The sequence below is a fragment of the Amycolatopsis sp. NPDC039088 genome (genome assembly GCF_055598845.1).
The window spans coordinates 1-24,144 of record NZ_JBVKAE010000069.1; the positions used below are offsets into that span (position 1 = coordinate 1).

Below are 24,144 nucleotides of genomic sequence, written 5' to 3' on the forward strand. Positions count from 1 at the left end.
CCGGCGGCGGCATCGTCGACGGCGGCACCATCCAAGAAAACTGAACCAACCCCCGAAACAGCCGCCGCACGGACGCCCCTCCGCGCGGCGGCTTTCGTGTGGGTGAGGCCAGGCTCCCGGCACGGCCCGGGCCGCCTGGCCTCACCGCTCTTTCGCCGCCCCGATCAGCGACTGAGCAAAAGCCTGCCCAGTCAAGGCTTTCGTCGCTACTCGAGGTCATCCGATCCGGGAGCGCGTGGCTCCCTGAGTTGCGACGAAGCCGGACTACCGCTCAACCGCACCGTTTACGGCCTGGGCAACTGCGGAGGAACTTCACTATGGGCGCTCGTGGGAGCACCTGGTGCAGCCCGGGTTCTCCGTCCGGCCATTCGATCGACAGGGAGACGGACGAGGAGTTGTTGTCGTAGTTCGTTTCCGCCAGCGTCCGGTCGTCGTTCACGGTGTTCACGAGGTCATAGGTCCCCGAGGGCACCTGGGTGATGTCCAGCCACTGGAAGTCGACGTCGTACTTGTAGTCGTCGCCGGAGCCGACAGAGATCCCTTCGACCACGTCGAGTGCGGCCGGTTCGTGATGGCGGCATTTGTTCGCGCGCAGGCGTGCGGCCAAATCCGTGTCCGGGCCGGATGGGCCCGGAACCCCCTTCACCTTGTCGATGTCCGCGACTCGGAAACGATCGCCGAGACAGAAGCCGTTCTTGCGATCGGTGACGACGGTCTCGCCCTTTTGCGAGACCAGGGCGAAATGCTCGAAGTTCATCAGGTGCCAGTGCTGGTGATCCGTCGCGGGTTCGTAGTAGGTGAAAGTGCGAGTGAGTCGCTGGGCCGCGTCGTAATCGGCCGGTATGGAGCCGTCGGCGGCGCTGCGCAGGGCCTGGCGAACGGTCATCCGTTCCTGGGCCGCGTTGTCACGGTGGCCGTAAAGCAGCAATGGACCGTCGCCGACGTTCTCTTCGGAGCTGGTGAACCGTAATCTCACGGCTTTCGCGGCGGCGGGAAGGACGCAGCGGCCGTTCGGCGCGGCTGGGTCCATCACCAGGCACACATCCCAATCGACGCATTTCAGCGGATCGCCGGTGTGGCCTCCGGCGCATCCTGGGGGAGCCTGGCGGAGATCGGGCAACAGTGTCCGCGACGACGCCACGGAGGGCGGAACGGACGTCGTAACGGCGGTCATGAGGACCACCGCGGCCAGGGTCGCGTATTTCTTGAGCAAGAGTGTGGATCCTGTTCTGTGCGGGTTGATTCGCCGAGTTCAACCTGTTCGAGTAATGAACGTTCTGGTGGAACGCGCAAAGAGCTCACACCATGGATGGATCTTGGGGTCGTGGTCACGGCCCCGGTGAGTAGCGTGCGTGCAAACACGCCCAGAAAGGACGGCCGAATGTCGCTTCTCGCCGCTCTTCGCGAACCGTCGGCGGATCGTGGCGGCTCGTCGACCGCGCCCCCGCGTCCTGGAACGGCCGGTGTTGCCGTACTCGTCTGCGGGACGCGGCCGGAACTCATCAAGCTGTCGCCGCTGATGCGGTATTTCGGGGACGGCTGCGCGGTCGTCTACACAGGACAACACTACGACGATTCGCTGTATTCGCGTATCCGTGCGGATTTGCCGCAGCCCGAACTCTTCCACGAACTCGGCGTGACCGCCGGAAGCCGGGGCGCGCAACTCGGCCGGGCGATCGGTGCCGTCGACGAAGTCCTTGCCGCTTACCCGAAAGCGGTGGTCCTGGTGCAGGGTGACACGACGTCCGCGCTCGCCGGCGCGCTGGCTTCCAACGCGCGGGAACTCTCGCTGGTGCACGTCGAGGCCGGCTTGCGCAGCCATGACCGGGCGATGCCCGAGGAACACAACCGCGTCCTGATCGACCACCTCGCCGACCTCTGTTGTGCTCCGACCGAGCAGAATCGACGGAATCTGCTGGCCGAGAACGTCGCGTCCGACCGGATCGCCGTCACGGGCAACACCGTCGTCGAGGCGCTGGAGACGGCACTCCCGTCCGCAAGTGACCGGGCGGCCGTCTTGGCCGCGCGCGGACTTCGACGGGACGAGTACGTCCTCGCCACCATTCACCGGCCGGAGAACGTCGACGACCCCGACCGGCTGGCGGAGATCCTGCGCGAACTCGCCAGGTTGCCGCTTCCCGTCGTGTTCCCGCTGCACCCGCGGACGGGCAAGAGTGTGGAGCGGTTCGGCCTGACCCGCCTTTTGGATCCGCTCCACGTACTCGAATCCCAGGCCTACCCGGCATTTCTGGCGCTGGCCGCCGAAGCCGCACTGCTGGTCTCGGATTCCGGTGGTATCCAAGAAGAGGTCAGCGTGCTGAAACGGCCGGTGGTCGTGGTGCGCCGCAGCACCGAGCGCCCCGAGATCTCCGGGGCGTTCGGGGTGCTGGTCCCGCCCGGCCCGTTGATCGGGGTGGAAGCCGCGATCTGGCTGGACGACGTCGCGGGGTTTCGTGAGCGCCTCCGTGACCTTCCTTCGCCCTATGGGGACGGGACGGCCTGCCGCCGGATCGTGGAGGCGATCGAGGCGAAGTTCCCGGCGCCGGTCGAAAAGTGACGTCACAGCAGCGTCTCGGCGACCTCTTGCCTGCCGATGCCCTCGAGAAACCCGCGGGTCACGCTGTTCACCAGCTTGACGCTCGAGTTCCAGCTCGTCACATCCGGGTAGACGTGGGCCGTGGTCGCCAGCAGCACTCCCGTTCCGGCAACGGCGACGGGCGGTCGTCGCGCGAGATATCCCAGCGGGTGGATCGGTTCGACGTAGGGTGCCTTGAACACGCGTACCTCCTCGATGTCCCCCGGCTCGAGCTCGGGGAAGAGATCGAGTAACTGGGCCGTCCATCGAGTGGAGATGTCGTCGTCATCACCGCGGTAGAGCCGTGACAGGTGATCGGTGTAGCGCATGACATAGACGAGGTGCGAACCGCCGTGGGCCTCCGGGCCCGAGAGTGCGGACATCTCGACGATGCCGTCGAATCCGGTGTTCGAACGCAGTACCGGCGTCCAGTAATGCCCGGTCAACGGACGGCGAAGGAAGAACACGCCGGTGACCACTCCTTGGTAGGGCAGTTCGAGCGACGGGAGCAGGGCGGCGAGTTCGGCGTCCGCGAGCTGCCGCAGCAGTGGGAGCGGCACCGTCGAAACGACCTTCTGGACGTCGAGTACTTCGCCGTCGGACAGGGTGATGGAGCTGCCTGCCGCGGTGCTGTGCAGACGATGGACAGGGGTCGACGTCCGAACGGTCCCGCCGGCTTCCTCGATGGACGCGCGCAACGCGTCGATGATCGCCTTGTAACCACCTTCCGGGTATCCCCGGGTCGCGACGTTGCGTTCACGCCCGAGCCGTTGCCACAGATACAGGGCAGGCACGTCACCGAAGGAGGAGCCGAACTTCGAGCCGAACATCGGGCCGAGAAGTTCCTCCCAGACGCGATTGCCGTAGAGCTCGCGCAGCCAGTCCTCGGTTCGAAGGGTGTCGAGATCCCGTCCCCGCCCCAGCCGTCGCAACAACAGGGATACGGCGCCGAAGCGCACTCTGTCGAGGAACGGGAGCGGAGTGAACCGCAGGAGGTCGAGAGCCGAGTTGAACCGGTGACGGCGACCATCGACGATCATGCCCATCGTGGTCTTGCGCCAGCGCACCGAATCCTTCATGCCCAGCTCGTCCAGCAGGTCCAGGAGCTCGTCATCGGTCGGCATGACGCAGTGGTAGAACCGTTCCACCCACCGATCCCCGTGTGAGAAGAAGGTGCCGAGTCCGCCGAGCTGGTCACTGGCCTCCAACAGCGTCACCGGGACGCCATGCCGGGCGAGCCGATGGGCGGCGGCCAGCCCGCAGATACCGCCGCCGATCACCGCGACTTGCGGGGGAGAAGTCGTCACGAGGGTCACAGCTTCCGGTAGGGCGCCGGGCTGAGCCGATCGCGGGCGAGCAATTTCAGGTACTGCAGAAGGGTTCTCCGGAGCTTCAGCTTGCTCGGCCCCTGTTTGCGGTCGTAGCGAAGGTCCAACGGGATCTCGGTGATCACGGGGTGGCAGTGCCGGAGTTTGAGCAGAAGTTCCACCATGCAGGCGAAACCCTGTTCTTCGATGAGCCGCTCTCCCCAGTGCTCCGACGCCCTCGCCAACAGAGTCGCTCGGTAGGCGCGGTAACCACTGGTGAAATCACGGACCCCCTCGACGGCGAGCGCGCGCTGGAAGAGCTGTGCCGCACCGCGGGAGAGCAGCCGCCTGCCGAGCGGGGCGGTCCGATCGTCGCCGCCGGGCACGAACCTCGAGCAGATGGCGACGTCCGAACCGGTGGCTATTTCCGCCTGCAGCAGGGTGATCAGGCCGGGGTCATGCGTGTCGTCGGCGTCCATCACCACGATGACATCGTCGGGACCGGCTTCCTCGAGGGCCGCGCGAAGCCCGGACTGCACGGCGCGACCGAGGCCGAGGTTGACCGCGTGCCGCACGACGCGCACCTCCAGCCCGCCGAATCCGGACTCGGCCACGGCGGCGGAGCGGTCGGACGAGCCGTCGTCGACCACCCAGACGGTGAGTTGCTCGGTGAGTGCCACGTCGGCGAGCCGCCGCAGCAGGGCGGGTAACGCGGCTTCTTCGTTGAACGCCGGCAGGACGACGTGCGCGCGTCCACCTGTCCTGGCTTTCTCTTCTGGTTCCGCTCTGGTGACCAGGGCGGTCTTCTCCACTGTCACGGATCCCCTTCGGCGACTGGATAGGGTCGACGGCCGTAAACCTCAATTCGGCCGACAGCTCATATTCGGCTATGTTGGGCCCTTTCTTTAGGGCCGTCCAAGGTCCCCCGAAAGGAGGGTTAAGCGTGCAGCTCCGTGTCGCTTCCTTTGAGTGCAACGAAAAACGGCGCCGTTGGAGCCGAATCGCCCCCGAATGGATGAGGTTCGCCGCAGCAGGGGAAAAGACCCTAGCGGAAAAAGTCCCCCGGTGTGGGACGCGCGACACGCGACATTTCGGCATCTTTTTCGGAGATGAACGAAATTCGCTCCGAGTAACCCCGTCTGCCGGAAAGGGGCCGCGCCGGTGACCGAACTGAGGACCTCCGTACCAGCGGGGGTGCCACCCCGTCAGCGGAGCCGGAGGCCGGTCGTCACGGTGCGGAAGCGGCCTCTGCTGGCGCGGGTCAACGCGGTCGTGGTCTTGCTGGTCGCCGTCGATTTCGCTTCGTGGCTGGTAGCCGTCCAGGTCGCCGGCACGGGTTTGACGGAGACGGTGGTGGCCGGTTCGGCACTGGTGTGCGCCCGAGCCGCCGGGCGGGTCCACCGACGGAGGCTATGGCTGTCGTGGCTACAGGACCTGCCGCGATCGATGGCCGCGTCGGGGACCGCGTTCGCGCTCGTGACCGGGGTGGCGCTGGTGACCGGCCCATCGGGGCAGGGAATGTCCGCCGGACAGTGCTTGGTGCTGGTGTTCGTGGTGCTCAGCGAAAGCGTGAGACCGTGGATCTTCGGCCTCGGCCGGTGGGGACGCCGACGGCTCCGGCGCTGTGACCGGGCGATCGTGGTGGGGTCATGGGAAAGCGGCGGCGAACTGATCCGGACCATGGCGCGCTATCCCGAGTTCGGCCTCATCCCGGTGGGTTTCGTTCCCTCCACTTCGGACTTGCCGCCCGTGAATCTCCCGGTCGAGGTGTTCCACGAAGGACTGGCCGAGGCCATCGCCCGGCAAGGTGCGGGCACGGTGGTCTTCGCACATTCCCGGGACGACGACAGCTCGGTCGTCGACGCGGCGGTCACGGCGCACCGGCTCGGCTGCGTCACGCTCGTTCTGCCTCGGTTGTCGGCGCTGTACCCGGACCGGCCGGGGAACGACCGGCTTCGGAGTCATCCGTTGATCTGGCTGCCGGGCGCGCCGACCGGCAGGCCCACCTGGTGGGTCAAGCGTGCGGTCGAGGCCGTGCTGGCCGCCGCCGCACTCCTCGTCCTGGCACCGGTCATCGCGTTGTGCGCACTGGCTGTCGTGCTGGAAAGCGGTTTTCCGGTGATCTTCCGCCAGGTGCGGGTCGGCGCGGGCGGCCGGACCTTCCTGCTCTACAAGCTCCGCAGCGTGCGGCAGGACAGCGTGGACGATTCGCAGACACGCTGGTCGGTGGCGGGTGACCGCCGGGTCGGACCGGTCGGCCGGTTCCTGCGGAAGTCCTCTTTGGACGAGTTGCCGCAGTTGTGGAACATCGTGCGCGGGGACATGGCACTGGTCGGGCCGCGCCCGGAGCGCCCGGTGTTCGTCGAAGAGTTCTCCGCCGTCCACGACCTCTATTGGGCGAGGCACCGCGTCCCGACCGGGTTGACCGGACTCGCCCAGGTGCACGGTCTGCGCGGCGACACCTCCATCGCGGACCGCGCACGGTATGACAACTACTACATCGCCAACTGGTCGCTCTGGCTGGATCTCAAGATCGTCATCCTCACGGTGGGAGAAGTATTTTGCCGCAGGCAGCGCTGAGGCGCGATCACCCGATGGCGACCCGGCTCTTCGCCGGATGCGCCGCGCTGGTGCTGGCCGCGGGGTGCGTGGCGGGCTGCACCTCGAGTTCGGCCGACGAGGTGGCGGCGCCGCCACCGAAACCCTTGGCGCCGTGCGCGTGGTGGTACGGGATCGGACAGCCTCCGACGGACAACGAGCTCAAGCTGGCCGCGAAGCGATACGACGTCGTGGTGCTCAACGCTGACCAGGCGCCGGCGATGCGGAAGTTGCGTGAACTCAACCCGCGGATCAAGGTGCTGGTGTACAAGGATCTGTCCAGCACCCGCAACTACGCGGGAGCGGTGAACGGCGGTGAGGACGCGGAGTTCCTGCCCAGCGGCATCGGCTATGTCGCGGCGCAGCGCGCGCACCCCGAGTGGTTCGCGACCGATACCCGCGGCAGCCGGATCGAATGGCAGGGATACCCGAAACACTGGCAGATGACGGTGTGGGACCCGGCTTACCAGCAGGCCTGGAAGACCGCGGTGGTGGCGGAGGTGACCCGAGAGGGCTGGGACGGAATCCTCGCCGACAACGACTTCAACTCACTGAGGCACTACTCGACGGCGCTTCTCACCGGTACCGCGACCGCGGCCGAAACCGATCGCAAGCTGCGTGATGGTCTCGACGCCTTCCTGTCGCTGGTGGGCGCGGCGGTCCAAGAGGCGGGCAAACTGTTCGTGCCGAACGTGTCGGAGACCCACCTGCTCCCGGGGCGCTGGACGGCGCACTCGCGGTTCGGCGGCGCCATGGAGGAGAACTTCGGGTTCCGTGAGAACGGCGGGAACGGGGGCCTGCTCACCTTCCGCGGCAACGAGTTCCAGGAGTTGCGAGCCCAGGCGGCGCTGGGCGAGTCGCTGTTGCTGCTGGTCACCCGGACGCGGTCGGCTCAACAGGATCGGGCGGGATATGCCAGCGCTGCACTGCTGGCCGGCCCCCGCACGTGCTGGACCCCGGCCACCACGGACGACTATCGCGACCCCGAATGGTCGAACCTGCAGGGCAGCGGCCTCGGGGAAGCGGTGGACGCCGCGGGCCGTCAGCCCAATGGGGTCTGGACCCGGACGTTCACCAGTGGCTGGGTCGCGGTGAATCCCACGTCGAAGACCCAGACCGTGACGCCTCCGGAAGGGCTTGTGCCCGTCGGCGGTCCGGCCACTCGTCCCGCGAGTTCGTCGTCCGCGCCGACTACGTCTTCGGCGTCTACGGCACCGCCGTCATCGCCGCCACCGCCCGCCGTCATCGAGTTGGCGGCGGCCGACGCGGTGGTGATGGTCAGGCCGAAGTAGCGCTGCGCACAACGATCGGTAGAGGTCGAGATGGCGCCGCGCGCACACGTCCGGAGCGAATCGCTCCCGGGCCCGCGCGGCGAGGCGGCTACCCGTCCTGGCCGGAGCCGGATCGGCGAAGAGTTCGCGCAGGCGTGCGGCCAGCGCACGGACATCGCCCGGCGGCACCAGACCCGACGGCCCCAGCATGTCGGCGACACCGCCGGTATCGGTGGCTATCACGGGCTTTCCGGCCGCCATCGCTTCGGCCACGACGAGGGGCTGTTGTTCCATGGTGCTGGGCAGTACCAGGGCGTCCGCGTCGGCCACCAGCGCGGGAACGTCCGGCCGGAAGCCCAAGAAGGTCACGCGTCCGCCAAGGGCAGGTGCCTGCGCGGCCAGTTCGGCCTCGGCTCGTTGCGGGCCGTCGCCCACCACGGTCAGCCGCGCGTCGCGTGGAAAGACACCGAGTGCGGTCAGTGCGGCAAGGAGGTCGAGTATTCCTTTGCGTGGCACCAGAAGCCCCACGAAGATCAAGTGACGGACCTTCCCGTGCGGTGGTCGCGGTTCCACTGGTTCGACGCAGTTGTCGATGCGCGTCAGCTTTCGTGCGGGCACCGCTAGCCGTCGCTTCAGGAACCGGCCCATCGCTTCGGCCGGCACGATCGTGTGGTCGAGGATCCGGGCGACCGAAGCATCTCCTGCCAGGACCGCCCTGGTGTACGCCGACGGTCCACCAGCACCGGGTGCGCCGCGGAACCACGGCTCGGCCACGTCGTCCGGGACTCCGTGGTAGGTCTGGACGAGTGCCGGCCGCGCCCCCCGGGAGAAGCGCAGGCCCGCCGTCACGAGCCCCGCCCGCCGGTCCTGGGCGTGGACGACGTCCGGTCGCCAGTCCCGGATCGCCGCCCGTGCCCGGCGTGCCGCCGACAGGTTCTGCTTGTCCACCACGAGAAGATGCTCGTGATGGCCTTCGAGCGAATCGGCTCCCCGCGCCGGGACAGGGCCGAAGACCCGGACATCGAGCCCCTCGGCGAGCAACGTCGAGGCGAGGCGCACGGTGACGTCGACCGGGCCACCTTGGTCCTGGGTCAGCAGATAAGCGATGCGTTTCACCGGATTCGCTCCTTGGTGGCGAGTTTGTCGACGAGGACGGCGACCTGGTCGGTCATCCGGCTCCGGTCGAAGGACAGTTCCGCGCGCCGTCGTCCCCGTTCGCCTTCCCGCCGGGCCAGTTCCGGTTCGGCGAGCCGGGTGGCCACCGCGTCGGCGAGCCTGCCCAGATCACCCGGTGGCAGCACGGCTCCCGCGTCGGCGATGCTCTGCCGCATCCCGCCGACGTCGAAGGCGACCACCGACCGAGCGCACGCCATGGCCTCCAGTGGCACGAGTGCCATGCCTTCCGCTCGCGACGGGAGTACCACGACATCCGCGGCCGTGTAGAACGCCGCCGGGTCGTCGGCGTGTCCCGGCCACCGCACCGAAAGGTGCCCCGCGACGGGGTGGCGCTCACGCCAAACGGCACCCATCGGCCCATCACCGGCGAGGACGAGCGTCGCGTCCGGCGATCGCCGCAGGACGTCCGGCCAGGCGGACAGGAGCTGGTCCTGACCCTTGAGTTCGGCCAACCTGCCAAGGCAGACGGCGATCGGAGATCGCTCGGGCAAGCCGAGACGACGGCGCGCCGCGGCCCGGTCACCCGGGGCGAACTTCGTCGTGTCGACGCCATTGCAGACGACTTCCGCGGCCGCGGTGACGCCCGCCTCCTGTCCGGCGACGAGTTCGTCGTCGCTCACGCAGAGGACGAAGTCGGTCCACGGGGACGCGAGCCGTTCCCACGCGATCGATGCCCGCCGCAGTGGCCCGCGCGCGGTTTCGAAGGACCACAAGTGCGGCTGGAAAATCGTGGGGAGGCTCCCGCGCAGAGCCAGCCGCCCGGCAAGGCCTGCCTTCGAACTGTGCAGGTGCACGAGGTCCGGTTTCAGCTCCGCCAGTATCCGGCGTAACCGCGCCGTTTCCGCCGGCACACCGGGGCCGGGGGACCGGGTCGCCCGCCAGTCGCGCACCTCGATCCCGAGGCGGCGGGCGCTCGCGGCCAACCAGCCCGAAGGCGGGCAGACCACGGCCACCGACCAGCCCCGATCCCGTTGGGCCACCGCCAGTTCCAGCACGATCACGGCGACTCCGGCCGTTACCGGCTGGGAGACGTGCACCACCTTCACCGGGCTTCACCTCGCAACGCGGCCAGTTCACCGCGCTGGAGTACCAGGGTGGCCACCGTGTACCCGGTGACGAGCACAGCGCCTTCGCCGAGGACACCCGTGAGGGAACCTGCCGCGCCGAACAGCCCCGCATGGTCCAGGAGGACGGCGGGCACGGCGCCCGCGACGCAGGCTCCCAGGACTCGGCAGCTGATTCCCGCCAGTTCGGCAGGCGGCGGTGCCACGCCGAGTCCGGCGAGTACGCGCCAGGCGATCGGCACGACCAGCCAGGCCGCCGCGAACTGGACAGCGGCGACGGCCCCGATCCCGAGCCGGGCCGAAAACACCAGGCCCGCCGCCAGGATCAACAGGTGGACGCTTTCCAGCGCGAGGTATCGCCGCGCGTGGCCGGTCGCTTTCACCGCCTGATACCAGATCTGGAGCAGGCAGATGCCCAGGCCGTAGCCCGTCAGCAGCATCAGCGGTCCCGCCGCGCCCGCCCACCGCGCACCCAGCAGGACGACGTGGTCGGCGAGAACGGCCAGCGCGAGGTACAGGCCACCGGTGAGCACGAACACCGCGCGGGTGAACCGGGTGACCGCTTCCGTCAGCGGACTCCCTTCCCGGCTCAAGCGCGTGAACACCGGGAAGGCCACCGCGCCGAGGACGACCGCCACCATGATGTAGGGCACCCAGGCCAGCCGGTAGGCCAGCGAATAGAGGCCGAGCGCGTCCGGTCCGAGCAGGTGCCCGATCGTGAAGTAGTCGAGGTTGACCAGCAGTGCTCCCACGACGGCGGCGGGCCCCACGACCGCGGACCAGCGGAGGGCTTCTCCGGCCGCGGCGGTGTCCCAGCGCGGCCGCACGCCACCGCCCGCCAGCGCACCGAGCAGTGGCTGGGCGACCGCCGTGCTCACCAGGCCGATCACCAACGACGCGGGTCCGGTGCCGGTGAAGGCGAGGACGACCGTCACGGCGGCGCCCAGGATCGCGCTGCCGCCGTCGGGCAGCAGCCGCCGGCGGAAGTCCAGCTCGCGGTGCATCAATCCCATCTGCACCCCACCCGCGGCCGCGAACGGCAGACCGAGCGCGGCCAAGCGGACCAGCCCCGCGGCGTCCGGAGCGCCGAGCACCGCGGTGATCGGCTCGGCGGCCACGACGAGGACGACGGCCAGGAGCAGACCGACGCCCACGCTCATCGTCAGCACGGTCCCCGCCATCCGCCGCGGATCCCGTCCGGTGCGCCCGATCACGTCGTAGACACCGACCGACTGCACCACCTGACCGAGGTTGACCAGCGAAACCGCGAGCGCCACGACGCCGAGCTGGCCCTCGGTCAGCAGCGCCGCCAGCACCAGGGTGACCAGCATCTGACTGCTCTTGCTGACCAGGTTGACCATGCCGAGCCACAGCGAACCCCGTACGGCCCGCGTGCCGAGTCCGCTGGTCATCCGACGCTCCCGGCCGCGACCGGCCGGGCGACCCGCGCGCCGGTCAGCCGAACGGCGGTGAAGACCAGCAAGCACCAGGCGAGGACGACGGCGACGCCGTCGACCGTGACGGCCGCCCGCGTGCCGAACAGCGAGATCACCGCCGAGTCCACTGTGTACAGATGGGCGAAGGGCACCGCCAGCGCGAGAACCGCGAGGCCGGCCGTGCCCCACAACCGCTCGGACCGGCGGTGCCACCACAGCACGGACACCGCGGCGATCGCCGGTACGGCGATCAGCACGTCACCTGGTTGGTGCACGACGCAGACCACCACGGCGAGACAGGTGAGCAGATCCGCGACGGGCACCGCGTCCGCCCGGTCCAGCCGCCGGACGAACAGGACACTCACGACGAGTACGGCGGCCAGCACGACCAGTTCACCGCCCGACGGGGCCCAGCCGGTGACGCGGAACAGCACGGCCGAGAGGTCGATTCGTTGCGCCGTCGGGGAATCGACGGCACCGTACTCGGTGTTCCTGGCGTGCGTCAGGTTCGCGACGACGACGTCGAGGAACGCGCCGAGCCCGCCGCCGCGGACCACCAGCAGTGCCACCACCGGCAGGCTCGCGGCCGCCGCCACCGCGGTCCCGGTCAGTGCCACCCGCCTCGACCCCCTGGCGTACAACAGGATCGCCAGCGGAAGACCGTACTGCGGTTTCAGCCACGCGAGGGCGAGCCCGACCGCGGCCCAGCCCGGCCGGTCCTGCCGGGCGACCAGCGTTCCCGCCGCCGCGAGGGCGATCAGCGGATTGATCTGACCGACGTAGAGCTGGGCCTTGCCGACCTGACTCGTCAGCACCAGTGCCACGGCCACCGCGGTGGTGACCGCGATCGGAACGGGGACCAGCGGCCGAACCGCGTGAGCGGCCAGCGCCGCGAGGGCGATCAGCAGCAGAAGCCCGAAGACCGCGAACGTCACCGCGCCCGCCCGGTATCCGGGAAGCGCGAACGGCAGGTGCAGGAGGAGGTGGTACGGCTGATAGAGATTGAAGTCCTGCCGCACCGGCCAGTACGCGAACATCGCTCCGGGGTCGTAGGGATTGCCGCCGGCCAGGAACTCCCGGATCGGGAAGTACAGCGCGTCGCGGAAGTCCTGCATCCGTTCCTCGGCCAGGTTCGCCTGATCCGGTAACGGGACCTGCCAGGACGGCGCGAGCGCGTGCCAGGCACTCAGCGATCCGATGACGGCCGCGACGATCAGGACGACTCGGTGTCCTGTCCTCACGTCACCACCACCGCCATGAGCACGGCGTCGGCGGGCAGCACACCGGCGACCGCCGTCAGTTCGTCGTACCGGCGCCGTCCGGTCACGGCCACCACCGACGTGCCGGTCCCGGTGCGATCGGCCGGAAGCGCGGCCGCCAGCTTGGCGGCGGCCTCACCGAATTCCGGGGCCACCGGCACCACCCGCAGCCCTCGTCCGGCCGCGAGACCGAGAACGGCCAACCGGTCGGCGGTCTCCGGGTCGGCACCGTGCAGCACCGCCACCGGACGACGGATTCCCGCGGCCGCCAAGGACCGGCGTACGGAACCCGCGTCACCGCGGAGGCCTCCTGGCTTCAGACGGCGGATCGCCGCCGTCGCGAGTCCGGCGGCCACCGCGGCGACGAGGGCCAGCCCCGCCACCAACGGGACGTCGGGAGCGAGAGTGATCACGTCGGGCCGCGGATCCAGCAACCGCAGGCGCCCCGCCGGAGCCAGCAGGTCCGCGTCGATCATCGCCTTGCCCAGTGCCGACGCGGTCGCCCCCGCCTGCTCCGCCGACGCCGACCGCACGGACAGGCGCGCCAATCCGGACGCGGGCACCAGCTCCACCGACACCCGAGGTCCGAGTTCCTCCGGCGAGAACCCGGAACCCGGCGCCGCGGCGCGCAGCACCGACGGGCTGCGGGCGAGTTCGACCAGGGCGGGCAACGCCAGCGAGACGACTTCGCCGTACTGGGCGGTCGCTCCGTCCGCTTGCGCGGAGGGCTCGGCCAGCAGGCTCACCCGGCCCAGGTACTGCTCGTCGCGGGTCAGACCCACGGTCAGGACGAGCAGGCCGATCACGAGTCCCACGACGCCACCGAGTGCGGCGGTGCGGGGGATACGCGACAGCGGGTTCATCGGTCACCGTCCACTGTGGTCCGAAGCAGTTCGTCGTATGCCTTCATGACGGTGTGCGCGTCGTACTCCCGCCGAATGGTCCGCAGCCCCTCGGCGGCCATGAAGTCACGGGCGGAACGATCACGCAGCAGGATGTCCAGCCCCGCCGCGACGGCAGCCGGATCACCGGGCGGCACCACGAACCCCGCGCCACCGGACAGCACGTCACGGACGCCGCCGACGTCGGTCGCGATGACCGGACGTCCGGCCGCCATCGCCTCGAGCACGGCCAGCGGCAGACCTTCCCAATCGCTGGTCAGCGCCAGCACGTCGGCGGCCGCGAGCAGATCGGGCACGTCTTCGCGGGTACCGAGGAACCGGACCCGCCCACCCAGCGTCTCGCCGCGCGACTCGAGTTCCGCGCGAAGACTTCCGTCACCGGCGATCCACAGCACCGCGTCGGCGTCGAGCCGGGCCCAGGCATCCAGCAGGACATCGTGGCGCTTCTGGGGTTCCAGCCGGGCGAGGCAGAGCACGACCGGCGTTCCGTCCCCGACACCGAGCGACGCGCGCACCGCCGCCCTGCCGAACACCGGCCGCCGGTGGAACACCGCGTTCCGGATCAGGTCAGCGGGCAAGCCCGCTCCGGCCAACCTGGCCGCGGTGGCCGAGGAGACGGCGACGACCCGATCGGACGTGCGCCGTACGATCCGCGCGGCCGTGCGGAAGTCGTCGTCGGCGACGCCGTGGAAGACGGTCACCAACGGCGGCCGTCGTCCTGGCACGAGCGCGAGCCGGGAGACCAGGCTCGCCCCGACGTTGTGCGCCAGCACGACCTGCGGGCGGAAATCGGCGAGTGCCCGGCGTACCGCCCAAGCGGCCCGCAGTACCCCCGTCCTGGTGCGGCAGGCGATCGGGACCGGGAAGGTCGCCACCTCGTCCGCGGCGAGCGCGTCGGCGCGGAATCCGCCGCCGCTGGCGACGCCGGAAGTCCAGCCGTACTCCTCGCCGTGGGCCACCATGCCCGCCACGAGCGTTTCGGCGCCACCGGCGCCCATCTCGCTGATCACGTGCAGGACACGCATCGGTGCTACTCCTCTCCACGATCTTTTCGGAGGGCCCGGATCTCGGCCGCGACGGCGAGTGCGGCCAGCAACCACAACGGCAGGTAGTACTGCTCGGACAGGAACGTCGACATGACCAGTACGGCCAGCAACGACGCCTGGATCGCGACGACCTCGATCCGTAAGGAGGGCGACCAGACCACCGACCGGATCGCCCGTTCGCTCGCCACCCCGGCGATGCCGATCACGGTGCCGAACAGCGCGAACCCGGGAAGCCCCAGTTCCGCGGCCACCTCGAGGTACATGTTGTGCGCCACCGGCGTCTGCTCGTCGATCTCCGCGTTGTGCGATTCGGCCGCGTACGCCTCGCGGAAGCCACCCGGCCCGACACCGGAAACCGGATGTTCGGCCACCATCCGGGCCGCGGCCTGCCAGCGAAGTTCCCGAGTGTCCACATTGGAGGAAGCGATGAAGGCCTTCTCCTCCATGGCCCGCTCGAGCCGCGGCCCGGCGAACAGCAGTGCCCCCAGTATCAGCGCGGCGACCGCCACGGCCCCGGCGGCGAGTGCCCGCCACGGCAGGACACGACGCAGGGTCAGCCAGCCGGTGGCGGCGGCCAGTCCCAGCACACCACCGCGCGAGAACGTCGCCATCGCACCGGCCACCAGCACCGCGCCGGCGAGGACGACGACCGCGAGCCACCGACGGGATCCTCGCCCCGCCACGAAGAGCAGGGGAATCGCGGCGACGAGGAAGTAGGCCAGATCGTTCGGATCCGCTTGGGGACCGCTGGCGCGCGCCTGCCCCTCGAAGATCAGGCTGTACAGCGCGCCGACCCCGGCCACGGTGGCTCCCGCGGCCATGGCCAGCAGCAGCCCGCGGATCGGGACCTCGCGGCAGGCGACATCCGCCAGTACCACGGTGAGCAGGAGGAACGGCAGCCAGCGCACCAGGTACTCCGCGGTGAACGCGTCCGGCGAATGCATCGCCGCGGTCGTCGCCACCACCACGGCGAGCAGCGCCAGTACCGCGTGCAGCGGTGTCGGCGGAGGGAGCCGTCGTTGCCTCAGCCGGACCACGAGCCAGGTCGCGATCAGGAGCGCGGGTGCGACCTTGCCGAGGTGTGGGTGGGCGGCCGTCAGGTAGCCCTCGACGGGCGCCAGCGCAGCCGTGGCGTACGCGAGAATTCTGAGTATCGCCGCCCGCTTGTCGTGCTCCGCGGGGACCACGACCGTCAGCGTGGTCATCGCCCGGCGTCCAGTCGCGTCACCGCGCGCTCGCGCCGCGGCTCCGTCCTGCGGACGTACTCACCGGTGCCGACGACGTCGAAGTGCTCACGCAGGGCTGCCAAGACCCAGCCCAGCCAAGCGGCTTTCCGGCTTCCCGGCGTGGCCATCCCCGGAAAGAACTCCATCCCGGGGGCCTCGATCCCACCGAGGACGTCGGTGGGATGCAGCAGCAGGGACGGCGAAACTCCCCGGACGCGGCAGAGCCGGAGCGCCGTCTTGAAGTAGCCACGCGCCAGTCGCGGGGAGATCTCGTGCAGCTGGAGAAGATAGGACCCGTGGATCGGGGTGCGGAAGAGCGGCATCGTCGTCACCGGAAGTTCCACCAGCGCACTGCCGTCGGCGGTTCGCCAGCGGTACGCGTGCACTGGCGCCAGCACTCGTGAGAAGCCGCCGAACAACTCGTCCCGTCCGTCGTCTCCGGTCCGCGGGGGAGCGGTGCGGTTGTGGTACGCCCTGGCCAACGGGCCGATCCAGGTCGGCAGCGTGCTCGCGTCGTAGGCGTAGCCCCGTTCGGCCAGTACTTCGACGAGTTCGCGCGTGACACTGAAGCCGGGACCGCGGAAACCGACGGGAAGCGGCGCGCCTGCCGTGCATATCGCTTCCTCGGTCCGGCTCAGCTCGTCTTCGAGACGGGCTCGGGAATAGCGGTGCAGCCAGGGTTCGTGACCGAACGAGTGGTTGCCGATCTCGTGGCCCGCCGCGGAGATCTCGTTGACCGCCTTGGCGCCGTCCTCGCGGACGACGTCGGCGCCGACCGCGAACACCGTCGTCGTCAGACCGTGCTCGCCGAGGATCTCCAAAAGCCGAGGTACCGCCGAAGAAAGGAAACTGGGGTAGCGCTGCCAGCCCGGATCACCGTGGGTCTTGAGATAGGCCCACAGGTTGTCGAGGTCGACCGACACACTCGCCAACGGCCGCGCGGTCATGCGGGCTTCTCCAGTGCTTCGACCGAGATCGAGGTGGTCCGCGAAGCTGACCCGAGCACCAGTACACCGATCACGACCGCGGTGAGCCCGACGGCGACCCAGAGTTCGGTCCCGTCGGCGACCTGGTCACCCAGCACCGTGAGGCCGGCGGCCGAGGACAGGACGATCGTCGTCGCGTCGGCGGTGGCCACGACCGCCGTCGCCAGGCCGCGTTGCAGGGCGACCGCCATCGAGGCCTGGCCGAGCACGGCGGCGGCCAGCATCAGCCAGGTCAGCGGATTCCCCGGCAGTGAAGCGAGATCCCAGTGCGCCAAGGTGCGGCTCGTGACGGCGACCACGGCGAACGCGACACCGGACAGGACCGCGGGCAGGGCGAAGGTGTCCGTCCGGTTCAGTCGGGTCATGGTGACGCCGACGCCGAGCAGCACGCACAGCAGGACCAGGACGGTGCCGGACGACAGCTCCGCCGCGACCGAGGGTTTCGAGGCACCGGCGAGCGCGACGAGCCCCAAAGCCATCAATACCAACATGAACGCCTCGGTGGCCTGAATCCGCCATCGCAGGACCACGATCCCGAACACGGTGGCCAGGCCGATCGCCGACGACGACGCGGCCTGGACCAGATACAGCGGCAGTACGTCGCGAGCGAAGAAGGCGAGCGCGAAGCCGCCTACTTGACCGCCGAATCCCAGCAAGTACAAGGGATCGCCGGTCAGGCGGGCGAGCAGCCCCAGACCCGAGCCCGGCCGACGGCCTGCCCTTCGGGCGGCGATGCTTTGCGCGACGATCCCCATCGCGTACAGGGCGGCAGAAGCGATGAGTATCCCGTAAGCGACCACGAGCGGCTCCCCTTGCCAACGACACGGATCGAGCCGAAAGGCGGCTGATCACGCTGTTGCCGGAAGCGTAGAGGCGAAGGACAGCCGACACTTTCGAAGGACGAAGCGCGCGATTTGTCACGCAGGGAAAGAATTATCCGGTGCTCGGCGGTGCGACCGTGCGGTAATGGGATATTCGAGTTTCCCGCAAATACGGTGCGTGATCTGCTCCGCGGTCCGAGTGCGATCCGGATCGATTTTAGCCCCGGCGTGCCCGGGTCGGCAAACGTGGCGATTACCCTTTCGGGGTACAAGAACGTCGGTCAGAACCCGTTCAGCACCACACGATGATGGGAACAGCGGTGAATGGGCGGTGCCATATCGGTACGTTTGCCCCCGCGGCTCGGAGGCGTGCTTTGTCCTGGCTCCTCCACCGAAACCCATTCCCATCGAGAGGTATTCATGCTGAAGAAGATCGGCTTCGTCACCGCTGCCATGGCGGCCGGAGCTTTCCTGACCGGCGGGATCGCATCCGCGGGGACCCCGGACGAAGAGGGTCACGGCCACCCCACGCACGATGTGAGCGAGCAGGTCGGCCTGGCCAACCTGAACAACATCGACGTGCTGCACAACGTCAACGCCGTGGTGGGTGCGTGCGACAACAACGTGAACGTGCTCGGCGTCCAGGTCCCGATTCGTGACACGCTCAACGGCATCGGCGTCCCCGTCCTGTCGCCGGGCGCGCACGAGGCCAGCGGCGAATCCCCGTACAACTGCGCCGCCGGCAGCGTGCTGGACGGCGGAACGGCTCAGCACAACTGAGTCCGGGTTTCCCTGGGTGCGGGACACCCGCCTTCACGATTGTGACGCGCCCGGTGCGGAGCGAGCGGTGTTCCTCCGCTCCCGCACCGGGCGCGTCGTCACATTCGCATGCGGGACGAGCCTGGAGTGGCAGGCTCAGCCGACGATGGTTGAAGACGCCCGGCTCCCGGCCGAGTTCTACGCGGTGCGACTCGAATGGACGCTGTCCGGCGAAGGGGCCGAGGGTGAGCACTCTACGACCTTCCTCGCCGAAGCCGGCGTCGTACTGCCGGACTTCGTGTCCTGAATTCGCGCCGACCCTGGGTCAGGGATTCGGCCGCACACCGGTGGCGCGGGTGATGAAGCGGACGGCGATGTCGCGCAGTTTGACGTTCTCTCTTTGGGACTGCTCCACGAGCAGGGCGAACGCCTCGTCAGCCGACACCTGCCGCAAGACCATGAGTATGCCTTTGGCTTGATCGATCACCCCGCGGGTGATCAGGGCCTTGCGCAGCTCCTCGGCGTTCGTGTGCGCCTTCTGGTACCGGGTATAGGCACGCAGGGCAGCGGTGGCGGCCGTGGTGTAGAGATGAAGCAGCTTCTCGTCCAGCTCGGCGAAGCCATGGCTGCGAGCGCTGTAACAATTGACGGTGCCGCTCTGGCCATCGTTGATCACCAGTGGCGCGGAGAGGAAGCTGTCGAACCCGGCCGCGGCCGACTCCTTCGCGAAGGCAGGCCAGCGCTGGGCGGCGTCGGCGATCGATACTCGCACGAGCGTTCCGGTCAGCGCGGCCCGCAGGCTCGGGCCGTCACCGAGGGAATACTGGTTACGGTCCAGTTCGGCAACGAGCTCGCTGGTCGTCGCGACGGTCAACGGCTTTCCATCGGTCAGCAGGGTGATGGTGGCCCCGTCGACGCCGGGCACCGCGCGGGTCACCTCCCGGCACACCTGACTCAGCAAGACCGTGAAGTCCTCGGCGCTGTCCAGAGCCGAGGACAGAGTTTCCAATGCTGCGCCGACATCGTCGAGCACGACGGGCCACGCCTCGTCCCGTCCGGTGTTCCTGACCAACCAGTTCTCCCCTCGACCCACGCGGCGATTGAAAAGCAGATGCGTGGAAGGGCGAACGAGCCGACCGACATCACCGCGAACGGGACGAATCCCGCACTGAATCGTGGATGTCGTTTCCGGGCCCGCTGCTGGACAAGGAGGGACGGCCGCACCCTTCCCGCCGCAGGGGCCCTTGACCGTTGCGTGGGCTCGGTATGCCACCAAGGCGCATCGCTGAATCGACACGCGCGAAGTACCTCAGTCCATCACACCCTAGCGCTCCTGATGGACATAGCCAAGCGGCGCGACGACCCGAAGGTGCCATTCGCGATTGTCATCCAGTCGGAGCGGGCAGTTCTTCGTGACAAGAACTGTACTTCCGGGGAGTGGCAATTCACGAGATCGCGCTTTTCGGCGGCCGGATGTGTGAAATGCCGTGCACCGGGGCACTCGAGCGTCATGAAAGACGTGACGATCGGGCGAGCCGGGATCACCGAGACGATCGGACGCCCCGGCCAGATCGCTGCCATGCGGCGGATGCTGCTCGCCTGCGGAGTCGGCGGGGCATTGGGTTGCCTGCTGTGGATGGCGGTCTGGCTCTCGACGCAGCTGTGACCCGGCGTGGCAAGGCCGGTATCTCGCTCGACGATTTCCGGTGTGGGCCGGGCTGACCAAGCAGCCCGGCCCACCGGGGTTCATCGACGGTCGTGTGTGTAGTGATCGTCGTCGTTCCAGTGGTTGTGCGTGTAGTGGTCGTCGTCGTTCCAGTCGGTCGTGTCGGCCACCGCGTTCACCTCGTGCGTGACCGCACCGTCTTCACCGGCCGCGTTGTAATAGTTGTTGTAGCCGGCGTACTGGGGCTTCGCGACGGCCTTGACGCCCTCGGACACGGCGCCTTCAGGACCTGCCTCGAGGTCACTGGCCTCGTAGACGGCGTGATTGTCGCCGGCGTGGCTGACCACGTGCGACGACGTCGCGCCGGTCACGTCGGCCGTTTTGGTGGACTCGGCGTAGGCGACTTCAGCGTGATCGACGTCCCGGACGGGGCGGTGGTGGTAGTGGTGGTGCGTGGCCAACGGCCGATCACCGTCGGTGTGCGCGACCGGCCGCTTTCCGTGCGTGTGAACCGGGCGGCCGGGCTTGTCTTCGGCGACCCAGCCGTTGTCGTCGTAGTCGTCGTCGTCGAAGTCGGCTTCCTCGGAGTGCAGCACCGCGGCTCCGGTCGGTCCGGCCAGTACCGCGCTTTCCTCCGTCCAATGGTTCCCGTGGTGGTCGAAGACGGAATCACTGTGGATCGTCCCGGCACCGCCGATACCGGCGTACGTCGCGGAAGTCTCCGTGGTTCCGGCCGTACCGGGCCAGTCCCCCTGGGTGGCCGCCGCGACTCCGGCGGATACGAGGGAGAGCGGGACAACGGCCGCCGCCGCGAGCGCCCACCGGCGCAATTCAGTCATGATTATTGTGATCCTTTCCGAGCTGGTGATACCTGACACGAAATTGAGTCACGAAAACCGACTCCGGGCGGGACTTCCACCCGTATCAGGACATTACCCGGATCTAACATCGGGAAAAGTGCGGACCGGGCATCACACCCGTTCGGTACCTCGCCCCTGCGGGTTGTCCAGGCCGGGGCCACACCATTGCGGTACGTCGGCAAACGCAATGAGATGCGGCAGGAATCCTTCTGTTCCACCGTTGTCGGTGACTGCGTTGATCGCGAGAAGGGCTTTATCGCACGGCATTCAAGAGGGTGCGCAGAAGTGAATGAACCTCGCCGGCCGGATATGCCCCTGGAATGGGACGCACCAGCACAGGGGACGGCGGCCTTGTTCGCCGTCGCGTCGATGACGGCTCGCGGTGCCCGCGCGAGATGTGCTGCAGGCTGATCCGCGGCGGCTTTCGGGAGAACGTCCCGGCGCTCCTCGAGCCGGGACGTTCCCCCAGCTGAAATCCATCCGGCCCGACGCCTTCGTGTCAGGTCCCAGCGCCAAGGAGTCGGATTCTTTCAGCTGCCGTCAGATTAGCGATGCCTTGACCGGCCAAGAAGTGCTTCGCAAGCATGCCATTCTTAAGAGTGTCTTTTCGGGAAGTGGTAAAAAGGAACGGTTACCCGGTGCTCGTGTCGTCAAACTGCGCCGAAGGGTGAAGCGGAGGTAGCGCTTGTCGGCGACTGTCCTCGTTCCTGGTGGCGAAGTCACGATGAAATATCAGCCAGGTCGAGGGTTCAGGGTTCCCTGATCGGGTGTCCCGGAAGCGCAGCGTGTCCGGTCGCGACCGAAACCGTCCGATGCGTTCACGCGAACCTCATGTTTGTTTCGCCGTTTTTCGCGACGGTGTGCACTGTGTGAAATTGCAGAACAGGCGGCGCTTCGAAGTCCATTCGCGTTATTCGCGAAGAGCGGTCACCATGATCGGAGTCGACAGCAGGAAACCCATAGGAGTGCGACATGAAAAACCAACTGGTGCGAGCGTTCACGATCGCGGTCACCGCGGCATCCCTCACGCTGGGGGGCGCGGGAATGGCGACGGCGGGCGGACCCGGTGGTAACGGGTCATCCAGTACCACCAGCGCGGCCGCGGAGGTGCAAAGCCTGCGGGACGCGCTGGCGGCCCGTGCGGACGGTGGTGACGTCTCGGGTACGCAAGCGTCCATCGCGGAGCTTGCTCCGGTGCTCTCGGATCTCGCACAGGGAAAGCGATACACGATTCAGGCGGAGGCCAAGGACAGTGCGGCCACGGCGCGGCAAGAGAACACCGAGGCGAAGAAGGGTGTCGATGAACTGGCGACGAAACTGGACACCCGCGCGGGCCTGCCGCCGGTGTCGGCCTTGCTCAACGCGCTGCTGCAGCGGCTGCTGATCAGCTTGTCGTCGCTGGTGAACGACCTCCTTGGCGGGCTGACCGTCCCGGTCGGCTGACCGATCGGACCCCCGGACGGGCGCCCGGGAAAGGCCTGGTGCGGATTCTCTCCGCACCAGGCCTTTTCCTGTCGATCGCGTCAGGTTTCGCGTGGCGTCGCGGGCGCCGCTCAACCCAGCTGGGGAACGTCGTTCGGGAAGCCGACGGGCAGTTCGTACAGTCCTCGCGCCGTGCGGCCACCGCCGAGCCATCCGTGGAAGTAGATGTGGCCGTCCACCACGTCGGCGCCACCTGGGGCGTCGACACGCCCGCCGAGCAGGTCGGTCGACAGAAAAGGCGTGTCGGCCTTCACGAACGGTCCGCTGAGCGCGGGCGCCGATGCGTAGCCGGTGTGGTAACCGGAACTTCGGAAGGTGTCCGCGGAGTAGAAGAGCAGGTACCGGCCCTGGGTCTTCACTACCGATGGCGCCTCGACCACGGCCTTCTCGGAAGTCAGATCGGCACGCAGGAGCTCGACCCGGCTACCGGTCGGTGACAGTCCATCGGCAAGCAGCTTCTGTGCCCAGATCGCCGCCGGCGGCCCCGTGGCCGCACCGTCGCTCTTGTAGAGCAGGTAACGAGATCCGTCAGTGTCCACAAAGGTCTGTGGATCGATGTCACCGCCGTCACCCGGCTCGCAGACGAGCGGCTCTTCCCCGACCGGCGTGTACGGCCCCTCGACCTTCACCGAAACGGCGGTACCGATGCACATTTCGCCACTGGAAGCGACGGCGGCGGAGAAATAGAGCAGAAAGTCAAACGTGTCGTGGCGTGGGGCCGGTGTCGCTCCTGTGTACGCGTTCTTCTGGTAGTAAAGGAGGCTTTCGCTGCCGTCGGTTGTGATCTCTGGTGACGGTGGGGCGGCTGTGGCGTCGGCGGCCGGTCGTGGAGTAGATGAAGGCCCCCTTCCTTGCGCTAGGCGCCAATGCCAGGAAGTTAAGCGACGGTGCCTGAGGTTTCCCTGATCATCCATAAAGGACGCTTACCGTGGTAAATTGTCCGTTTGAGTAGCATTTGCCCGTATTTCCAAGTCTGTGAAGGCCTCCTTGAGGGACTCTGGGTCCCTCAAGGAGGCCTTCACGGACCCACCAACCCTCGTCGGCGAACCAGCGCCGCCCGAACGTCCGGTACCCGCTGGAGCCGGACCACCTGACCAGGGAAAACACGCTAAAACAGCACCACGCCACCGACCTTAAGTTCCTGGCATTGGCGCTAGGCGCAAGGAAGGGGGCCCTCATGTACTTCGGTAGGGCGTGACTAGCGAGATCACCGTCTCGCCCGAGACACGACACGTTTGCCTTACCCCTCAATAGAGCAGAAAGGAGCCGTCCTGAAGCTGGGTCACGTCAGGTGCCCAGAACCCGCCATCGGGTTTGGACCATTTCGGGGCGACCGCGAGCGCGTCACCACCGACTCGCCATGGACCTTCCGGAGCCGGGGCGGTGGCCATAGGCACCTTCACCGAACCGGTACTCGTGGAGAACGCGAAGTACCCGGTGCCCGACTTCACGATATCGGGATCCGGGAAGTCTTGAGCCAGAAGCAACTTGGGTGCAGCGGCGGCAGCGGCGGCCGGACAGGCCGAGAGTGTCAAGACAAGGACGAAGAGTGGGGTGAGCAGCCGATTCTTGTGTCTCATGGGAATTCTCTCGCCGAATCCGACGCCGGACGTGAAAAGCCGCCGCGCGGAGGGGCGTCCGTGCGGCGGCTGTTTCGGGGGTTGGTTCAGTTTTCTTGGATGGTGCCGCCGTCGACGATGCCGCCGCCGG

The 24,144-nt window shown here is 68.2% G+C and carries 22 protein-coding genes and 1 pseudogene; 7 read left to right on the top strand and 16 right to left on the bottom strand.

Annotated features, from left to right (window positions below; genetic code table 11):
• Nucleotides 1-271 precede the first annotated feature (271 nt).
• The gene (locus ACZ7KI_RS42200; protein ID WP_470278616.1) at nt 272-1,213 is read right to left on the bottom strand and encodes a lysyl oxidase family protein; all 942 of its coding nucleotides are present in this window, start codon (nt 1,211-1,213) and stop codon (nt 272-274) included.
• 168 nt (nt 1,214-1,381) lie between these two features.
• Between ACZ7KI_RS42200 and wecB the strand changes: the two genes are divergently transcribed.
• The gene (gene wecB, locus ACZ7KI_RS42205) at nt 1,382-2,557 is read left to right on the top strand and encodes a non-hydrolyzing UDP-N-acetylglucosamine 2-epimerase (RefSeq protein WP_470278617.1); all 1,176 of its coding nucleotides are present in this window, start codon (nt 1,382-1,384) and stop codon (nt 2,555-2,557) included.
• A 2-nt stretch (nt 2,558-2,559) separates the two neighbouring features.
• Here the strand turns inward: wecB and ACZ7KI_RS42210 are convergent, their stop codons facing one another.
• A complete protein-coding gene (locus tag ACZ7KI_RS42210) occupies nt 2,560-3,882 on the bottom strand; it encodes an FAD-dependent oxidoreductase (protein ID WP_470278618.1) in 1,323 nt (440 codons plus the stop codon).
• Nucleotides 3,883-3,887: 5 nt separating this feature from the next.
• Nucleotides 3,888-4,700, bottom strand: coding sequence for a glycosyltransferase (locus ACZ7KI_RS42215; protein ID WP_470278619.1), 813 nt, complete (start codon nt 4,698-4,700; stop codon nt 3,888-3,890).
• Nucleotides 4,701-5,115: 415 nt separating this feature from the next.
• Here ACZ7KI_RS42215 and ACZ7KI_RS42220 point away from each other — a divergent pair, with 415 nt between their 5' ends.
• Both ACZ7KI_RS42220 and ACZ7KI_RS42225 read left to right on the top strand, forming a co-directional pair.
• Nucleotides 5,116-6,462: an exopolysaccharide biosynthesis polyprenyl glycosylphosphotransferase gene (locus ACZ7KI_RS42220; RefSeq protein ID WP_470278620.1), complete on the top strand. Its 1,347-nt coding sequence runs from the start codon at nt 5,116-5,118 to the stop codon at nt 6,460-6,462.
• A 14-nt stretch (nt 6,463-6,476) separates the two neighbouring features.
• Nucleotides 6,477-7,772: a putative glycoside hydrolase family 15 protein gene (locus ACZ7KI_RS42225; protein ID WP_470278621.1), complete on the top strand. Its 1,296-nt coding sequence runs from the start codon at nt 6,477-6,479 to the stop codon at nt 7,770-7,772.
• On the opposite strand, the gene ACZ7KI_RS42230 is transcribed toward ACZ7KI_RS42225, so the two are convergent.
• From ACZ7KI_RS42230 to ACZ7KI_RS42270, 9 genes are read right to left on the bottom strand one after another with little or no spacing between them, the layout of a single operon-like run.
• Entirely contained in the window at nt 7,701-8,867 is a 1,167-nt protein-coding gene (locus ACZ7KI_RS42230; protein WP_470278622.1) for a glycosyltransferase family 4 protein, read from the bottom strand. The genes ACZ7KI_RS42225 and ACZ7KI_RS42230 overlap by 72 nt on opposite strands.
• Nucleotides 8,864-9,973 carry a glycosyltransferase gene (locus ACZ7KI_RS42235; protein ID WP_470278623.1) on the bottom strand — a complete coding sequence of 370 codons (1,110 nt, stop codon included), beginning with the start codon at nt 9,971-9,973 and terminating at the stop codon, nt 8,864-8,866. Before ACZ7KI_RS42235 ends, ACZ7KI_RS42230 begins: the two co-directional genes overlap by 4 nt.
• Nucleotides 9,970-11,403 carry an oligosaccharide flippase family protein gene (locus ACZ7KI_RS42240; RefSeq protein WP_470278624.1) on the bottom strand — a complete coding sequence of 478 codons (1,434 nt, stop codon included), beginning with the start codon at nt 11,401-11,403 and terminating at the stop codon, nt 9,970-9,972. Before ACZ7KI_RS42240 ends, ACZ7KI_RS42235 begins: the two co-directional genes overlap by 4 nt.
• Nucleotides 11,400-12,668, bottom strand: coding sequence for a glycosyltransferase family 87 protein (locus tag ACZ7KI_RS42245; RefSeq protein WP_470278625.1), 1,269 nt, complete (start codon nt 12,666-12,668; stop codon nt 11,400-11,402). Before ACZ7KI_RS42245 ends, ACZ7KI_RS42240 begins: the two co-directional genes overlap by 4 nt.
• Nucleotides 12,665-13,549, bottom strand: a complete 885-nt coding sequence (locus ACZ7KI_RS42250; RefSeq protein ID WP_470278626.1) for a YveK family protein — start codon at nt 13,547-13,549, stop codon at nt 12,665-12,667. Before ACZ7KI_RS42250 ends, ACZ7KI_RS42245 begins: the two co-directional genes overlap by 4 nt.
• Entirely contained in the window at nt 13,546-14,613 is a 1,068-nt protein-coding gene (locus tag ACZ7KI_RS42255) for a glycosyltransferase (RefSeq protein WP_470278627.1), read from the bottom strand. Before ACZ7KI_RS42255 ends, ACZ7KI_RS42250 begins: the two co-directional genes overlap by 4 nt.
• 5 nt (nt 14,614-14,618) lie before the next feature.
• Nucleotides 14,619-15,839 (bottom strand): O-antigen ligase family protein, encoded by a 1,221-nt coding sequence (locus ACZ7KI_RS42260; RefSeq protein ID WP_470278628.1) that lies wholly within the window; start codon nt 15,837-15,839, stop codon nt 14,619-14,621.
• Nucleotides 15,836-16,807: a polysaccharide deacetylase family protein gene (locus tag ACZ7KI_RS42265; RefSeq protein WP_470278629.1), complete on the bottom strand. Its 972-nt coding sequence runs from the start codon at nt 16,805-16,807 to the stop codon at nt 15,836-15,838. The genes ACZ7KI_RS42260 and ACZ7KI_RS42265 overlap by 4 nt, the downstream gene beginning before the upstream one ends.
• Nucleotides 16,804-17,646, bottom strand: coding sequence for a hypothetical protein (locus tag ACZ7KI_RS42270; RefSeq protein WP_470278630.1), 843 nt, complete (start codon nt 17,644-17,646; stop codon nt 16,804-16,806). Before ACZ7KI_RS42270 ends, ACZ7KI_RS42265 begins: the two co-directional genes overlap by 4 nt.
• 441 nt (nt 17,647-18,087) lie before the next feature.
• Here ACZ7KI_RS42270 and ACZ7KI_RS42275 point away from each other — a divergent pair, with 441 nt between their 5' ends.
• Together ACZ7KI_RS42275 and ACZ7KI_RS42280 are read left to right on the top strand one after the other, a co-directional pair.
• The gene (locus ACZ7KI_RS42275; protein WP_061990114.1) at nt 18,088-18,447 is read left to right on the top strand and encodes a hypothetical protein; all 360 of its coding nucleotides are present in this window, start codon (nt 18,088-18,090) and stop codon (nt 18,445-18,447) included.
• A gap of 145 nt (nt 18,448-18,592) precedes the next feature.
• Nucleotides 18,593-18,733 carry a hypothetical protein gene (locus tag ACZ7KI_RS42280; RefSeq protein ID WP_470278631.1) on the top strand — a complete coding sequence of 47 codons (141 nt, stop codon included), beginning with the start codon at nt 18,593-18,595 and terminating at the stop codon, nt 18,731-18,733.
• Nucleotides 18,734-18,751: 18 nt separating this feature from the next.
• Here ACZ7KI_RS42280 and ACZ7KI_RS42285 read toward each other — a convergent pair whose 3' ends face one another.
• Complete coding sequence (locus ACZ7KI_RS42285) at nt 18,752-19,459, bottom strand: ANTAR domain-containing protein (RefSeq protein ID WP_470278632.1); 708 nt, start codon at nt 19,457-19,459, stop codon at nt 18,752-18,754.
• Nucleotides 19,460-19,945: 486 nt separating this feature from the next.
• On the opposite strand from ACZ7KI_RS42285, the gene ACZ7KI_RS42290 reads away from it, so the two are divergent.
• Nucleotides 19,946-20,092 (top strand): hypothetical protein, encoded by a 147-nt coding sequence (locus ACZ7KI_RS42290; protein WP_470278633.1) that lies wholly within the window; start codon nt 19,946-19,948, stop codon nt 20,090-20,092.
• Between the two features lie 80 nt (nt 20,093-20,172).
• On the opposite strand, the gene ACZ7KI_RS42295 is transcribed toward ACZ7KI_RS42290, so the two are convergent.
• A complete protein-coding gene (locus tag ACZ7KI_RS42295) occupies nt 20,173-20,931 on the bottom strand; it encodes a hypothetical protein (protein ID WP_470278634.1) in 759 nt (252 codons plus the stop codon).
• A gap of 993 nt (nt 20,932-21,924) precedes the next feature.
• On the opposite strand from ACZ7KI_RS42295, the gene ACZ7KI_RS42300 reads away from it, so the two are divergent.
• Entirely contained in the window at nt 21,925-22,395 is a 471-nt protein-coding gene (locus ACZ7KI_RS42300; protein ID WP_470278635.1) for a hypothetical protein, read from the top strand.
• Between the two features lie 110 nt (nt 22,396-22,505).
• Here the strand turns inward: ACZ7KI_RS42300 and ACZ7KI_RS42305 are convergent, their stop codons facing one another.
• Entirely contained in the window at nt 22,506-23,348 is an 843-nt protein-coding gene (locus tag ACZ7KI_RS42305) for a glycoside hydrolase family 43 protein (RefSeq protein ID WP_470278636.1), read from the bottom strand.
• Nucleotides 23,349-23,681: 333 nt separating this feature from the next.
• A pseudogene (locus ACZ7KI_RS42310) lies at nt 23,682-24,144 on the bottom strand (hypothetical protein); the annotation flags it as partial.

Bases quoted from the DNA above. Each gene is read 5' to 3' on its own strand.
- ACZ7KI_RS42295 (WP_470278634.1), bottom strand. From the start codon at position 20,931: ATGACTGAATTGCGCCGGTGGGCGCTCGCGGCGGCGGCCGTTGTCCCG.
- ACZ7KI_RS42255 (WP_470278627.1), bottom strand. From the start codon at position 14,613: ATGCGTGTCCTGCACGTGATCAGCGAGATGGGCGCCGGTGGCGCCGAA.
- ACZ7KI_RS42265 (WP_470278629.1), bottom strand. From the start codon at position 16,807: ATGACCGCGCGGCCGTTGGCGAGTGTGTCGGTCGACCTCGACAACCTG.
- ACZ7KI_RS42280 (WP_470278631.1), top strand. From the start codon at position 18,593: ATGGTTGAAGACGCCCGGCTCCCGGCCGAGTTCTACGCGGTGCGACTC.
- ACZ7KI_RS42300 (WP_470278635.1), top strand. From the start codon at position 21,925: ATGAAAAACCAACTGGTGCGAGCGTTCACGATCGCGGTCACCGCGGCA.
- ACZ7KI_RS42305 (WP_470278636.1), bottom strand. From the start codon at position 23,348: ATGGATGATCAGGGAAACCTCAGGCACCGTCGCTTAACTTCCTGGCAT.
- wecB (WP_470278617.1), top strand. From the start codon at position 1,382: ATGTCGCTTCTCGCCGCTCTTCGCGAACCGTCGGCGGATCGTGGCGGC.
- ACZ7KI_RS42260 (WP_470278628.1), bottom strand. From the start codon at position 15,839: ATGACCACGCTGACGGTCGTGGTCCCCGCGGAGCACGACAAGCGGGCG.
- ACZ7KI_RS42275 (WP_061990114.1), top strand. From the start codon at position 18,088: ATGCTGAAGAAGATCGGCTTCGTCACCGCTGCCATGGCGGCCGGAGCT.
- ACZ7KI_RS42240 (WP_470278624.1), bottom strand. From the start codon at position 11,403: ATGACCAGCGGACTCGGCACGCGGGCCGTACGGGGTTCGCTGTGGCTC.
- ACZ7KI_RS42225 (WP_470278621.1), top strand. From the start codon at position 6,477: ATGGCGACCCGGCTCTTCGCCGGATGCGCCGCGCTGGTGCTGGCCGCG.
- ACZ7KI_RS42250 (WP_470278626.1), bottom strand. From the start codon at position 13,549: ATGAACCCGCTGTCGCGTATCCCCCGCACCGCCGCACTCGGTGGCGTC.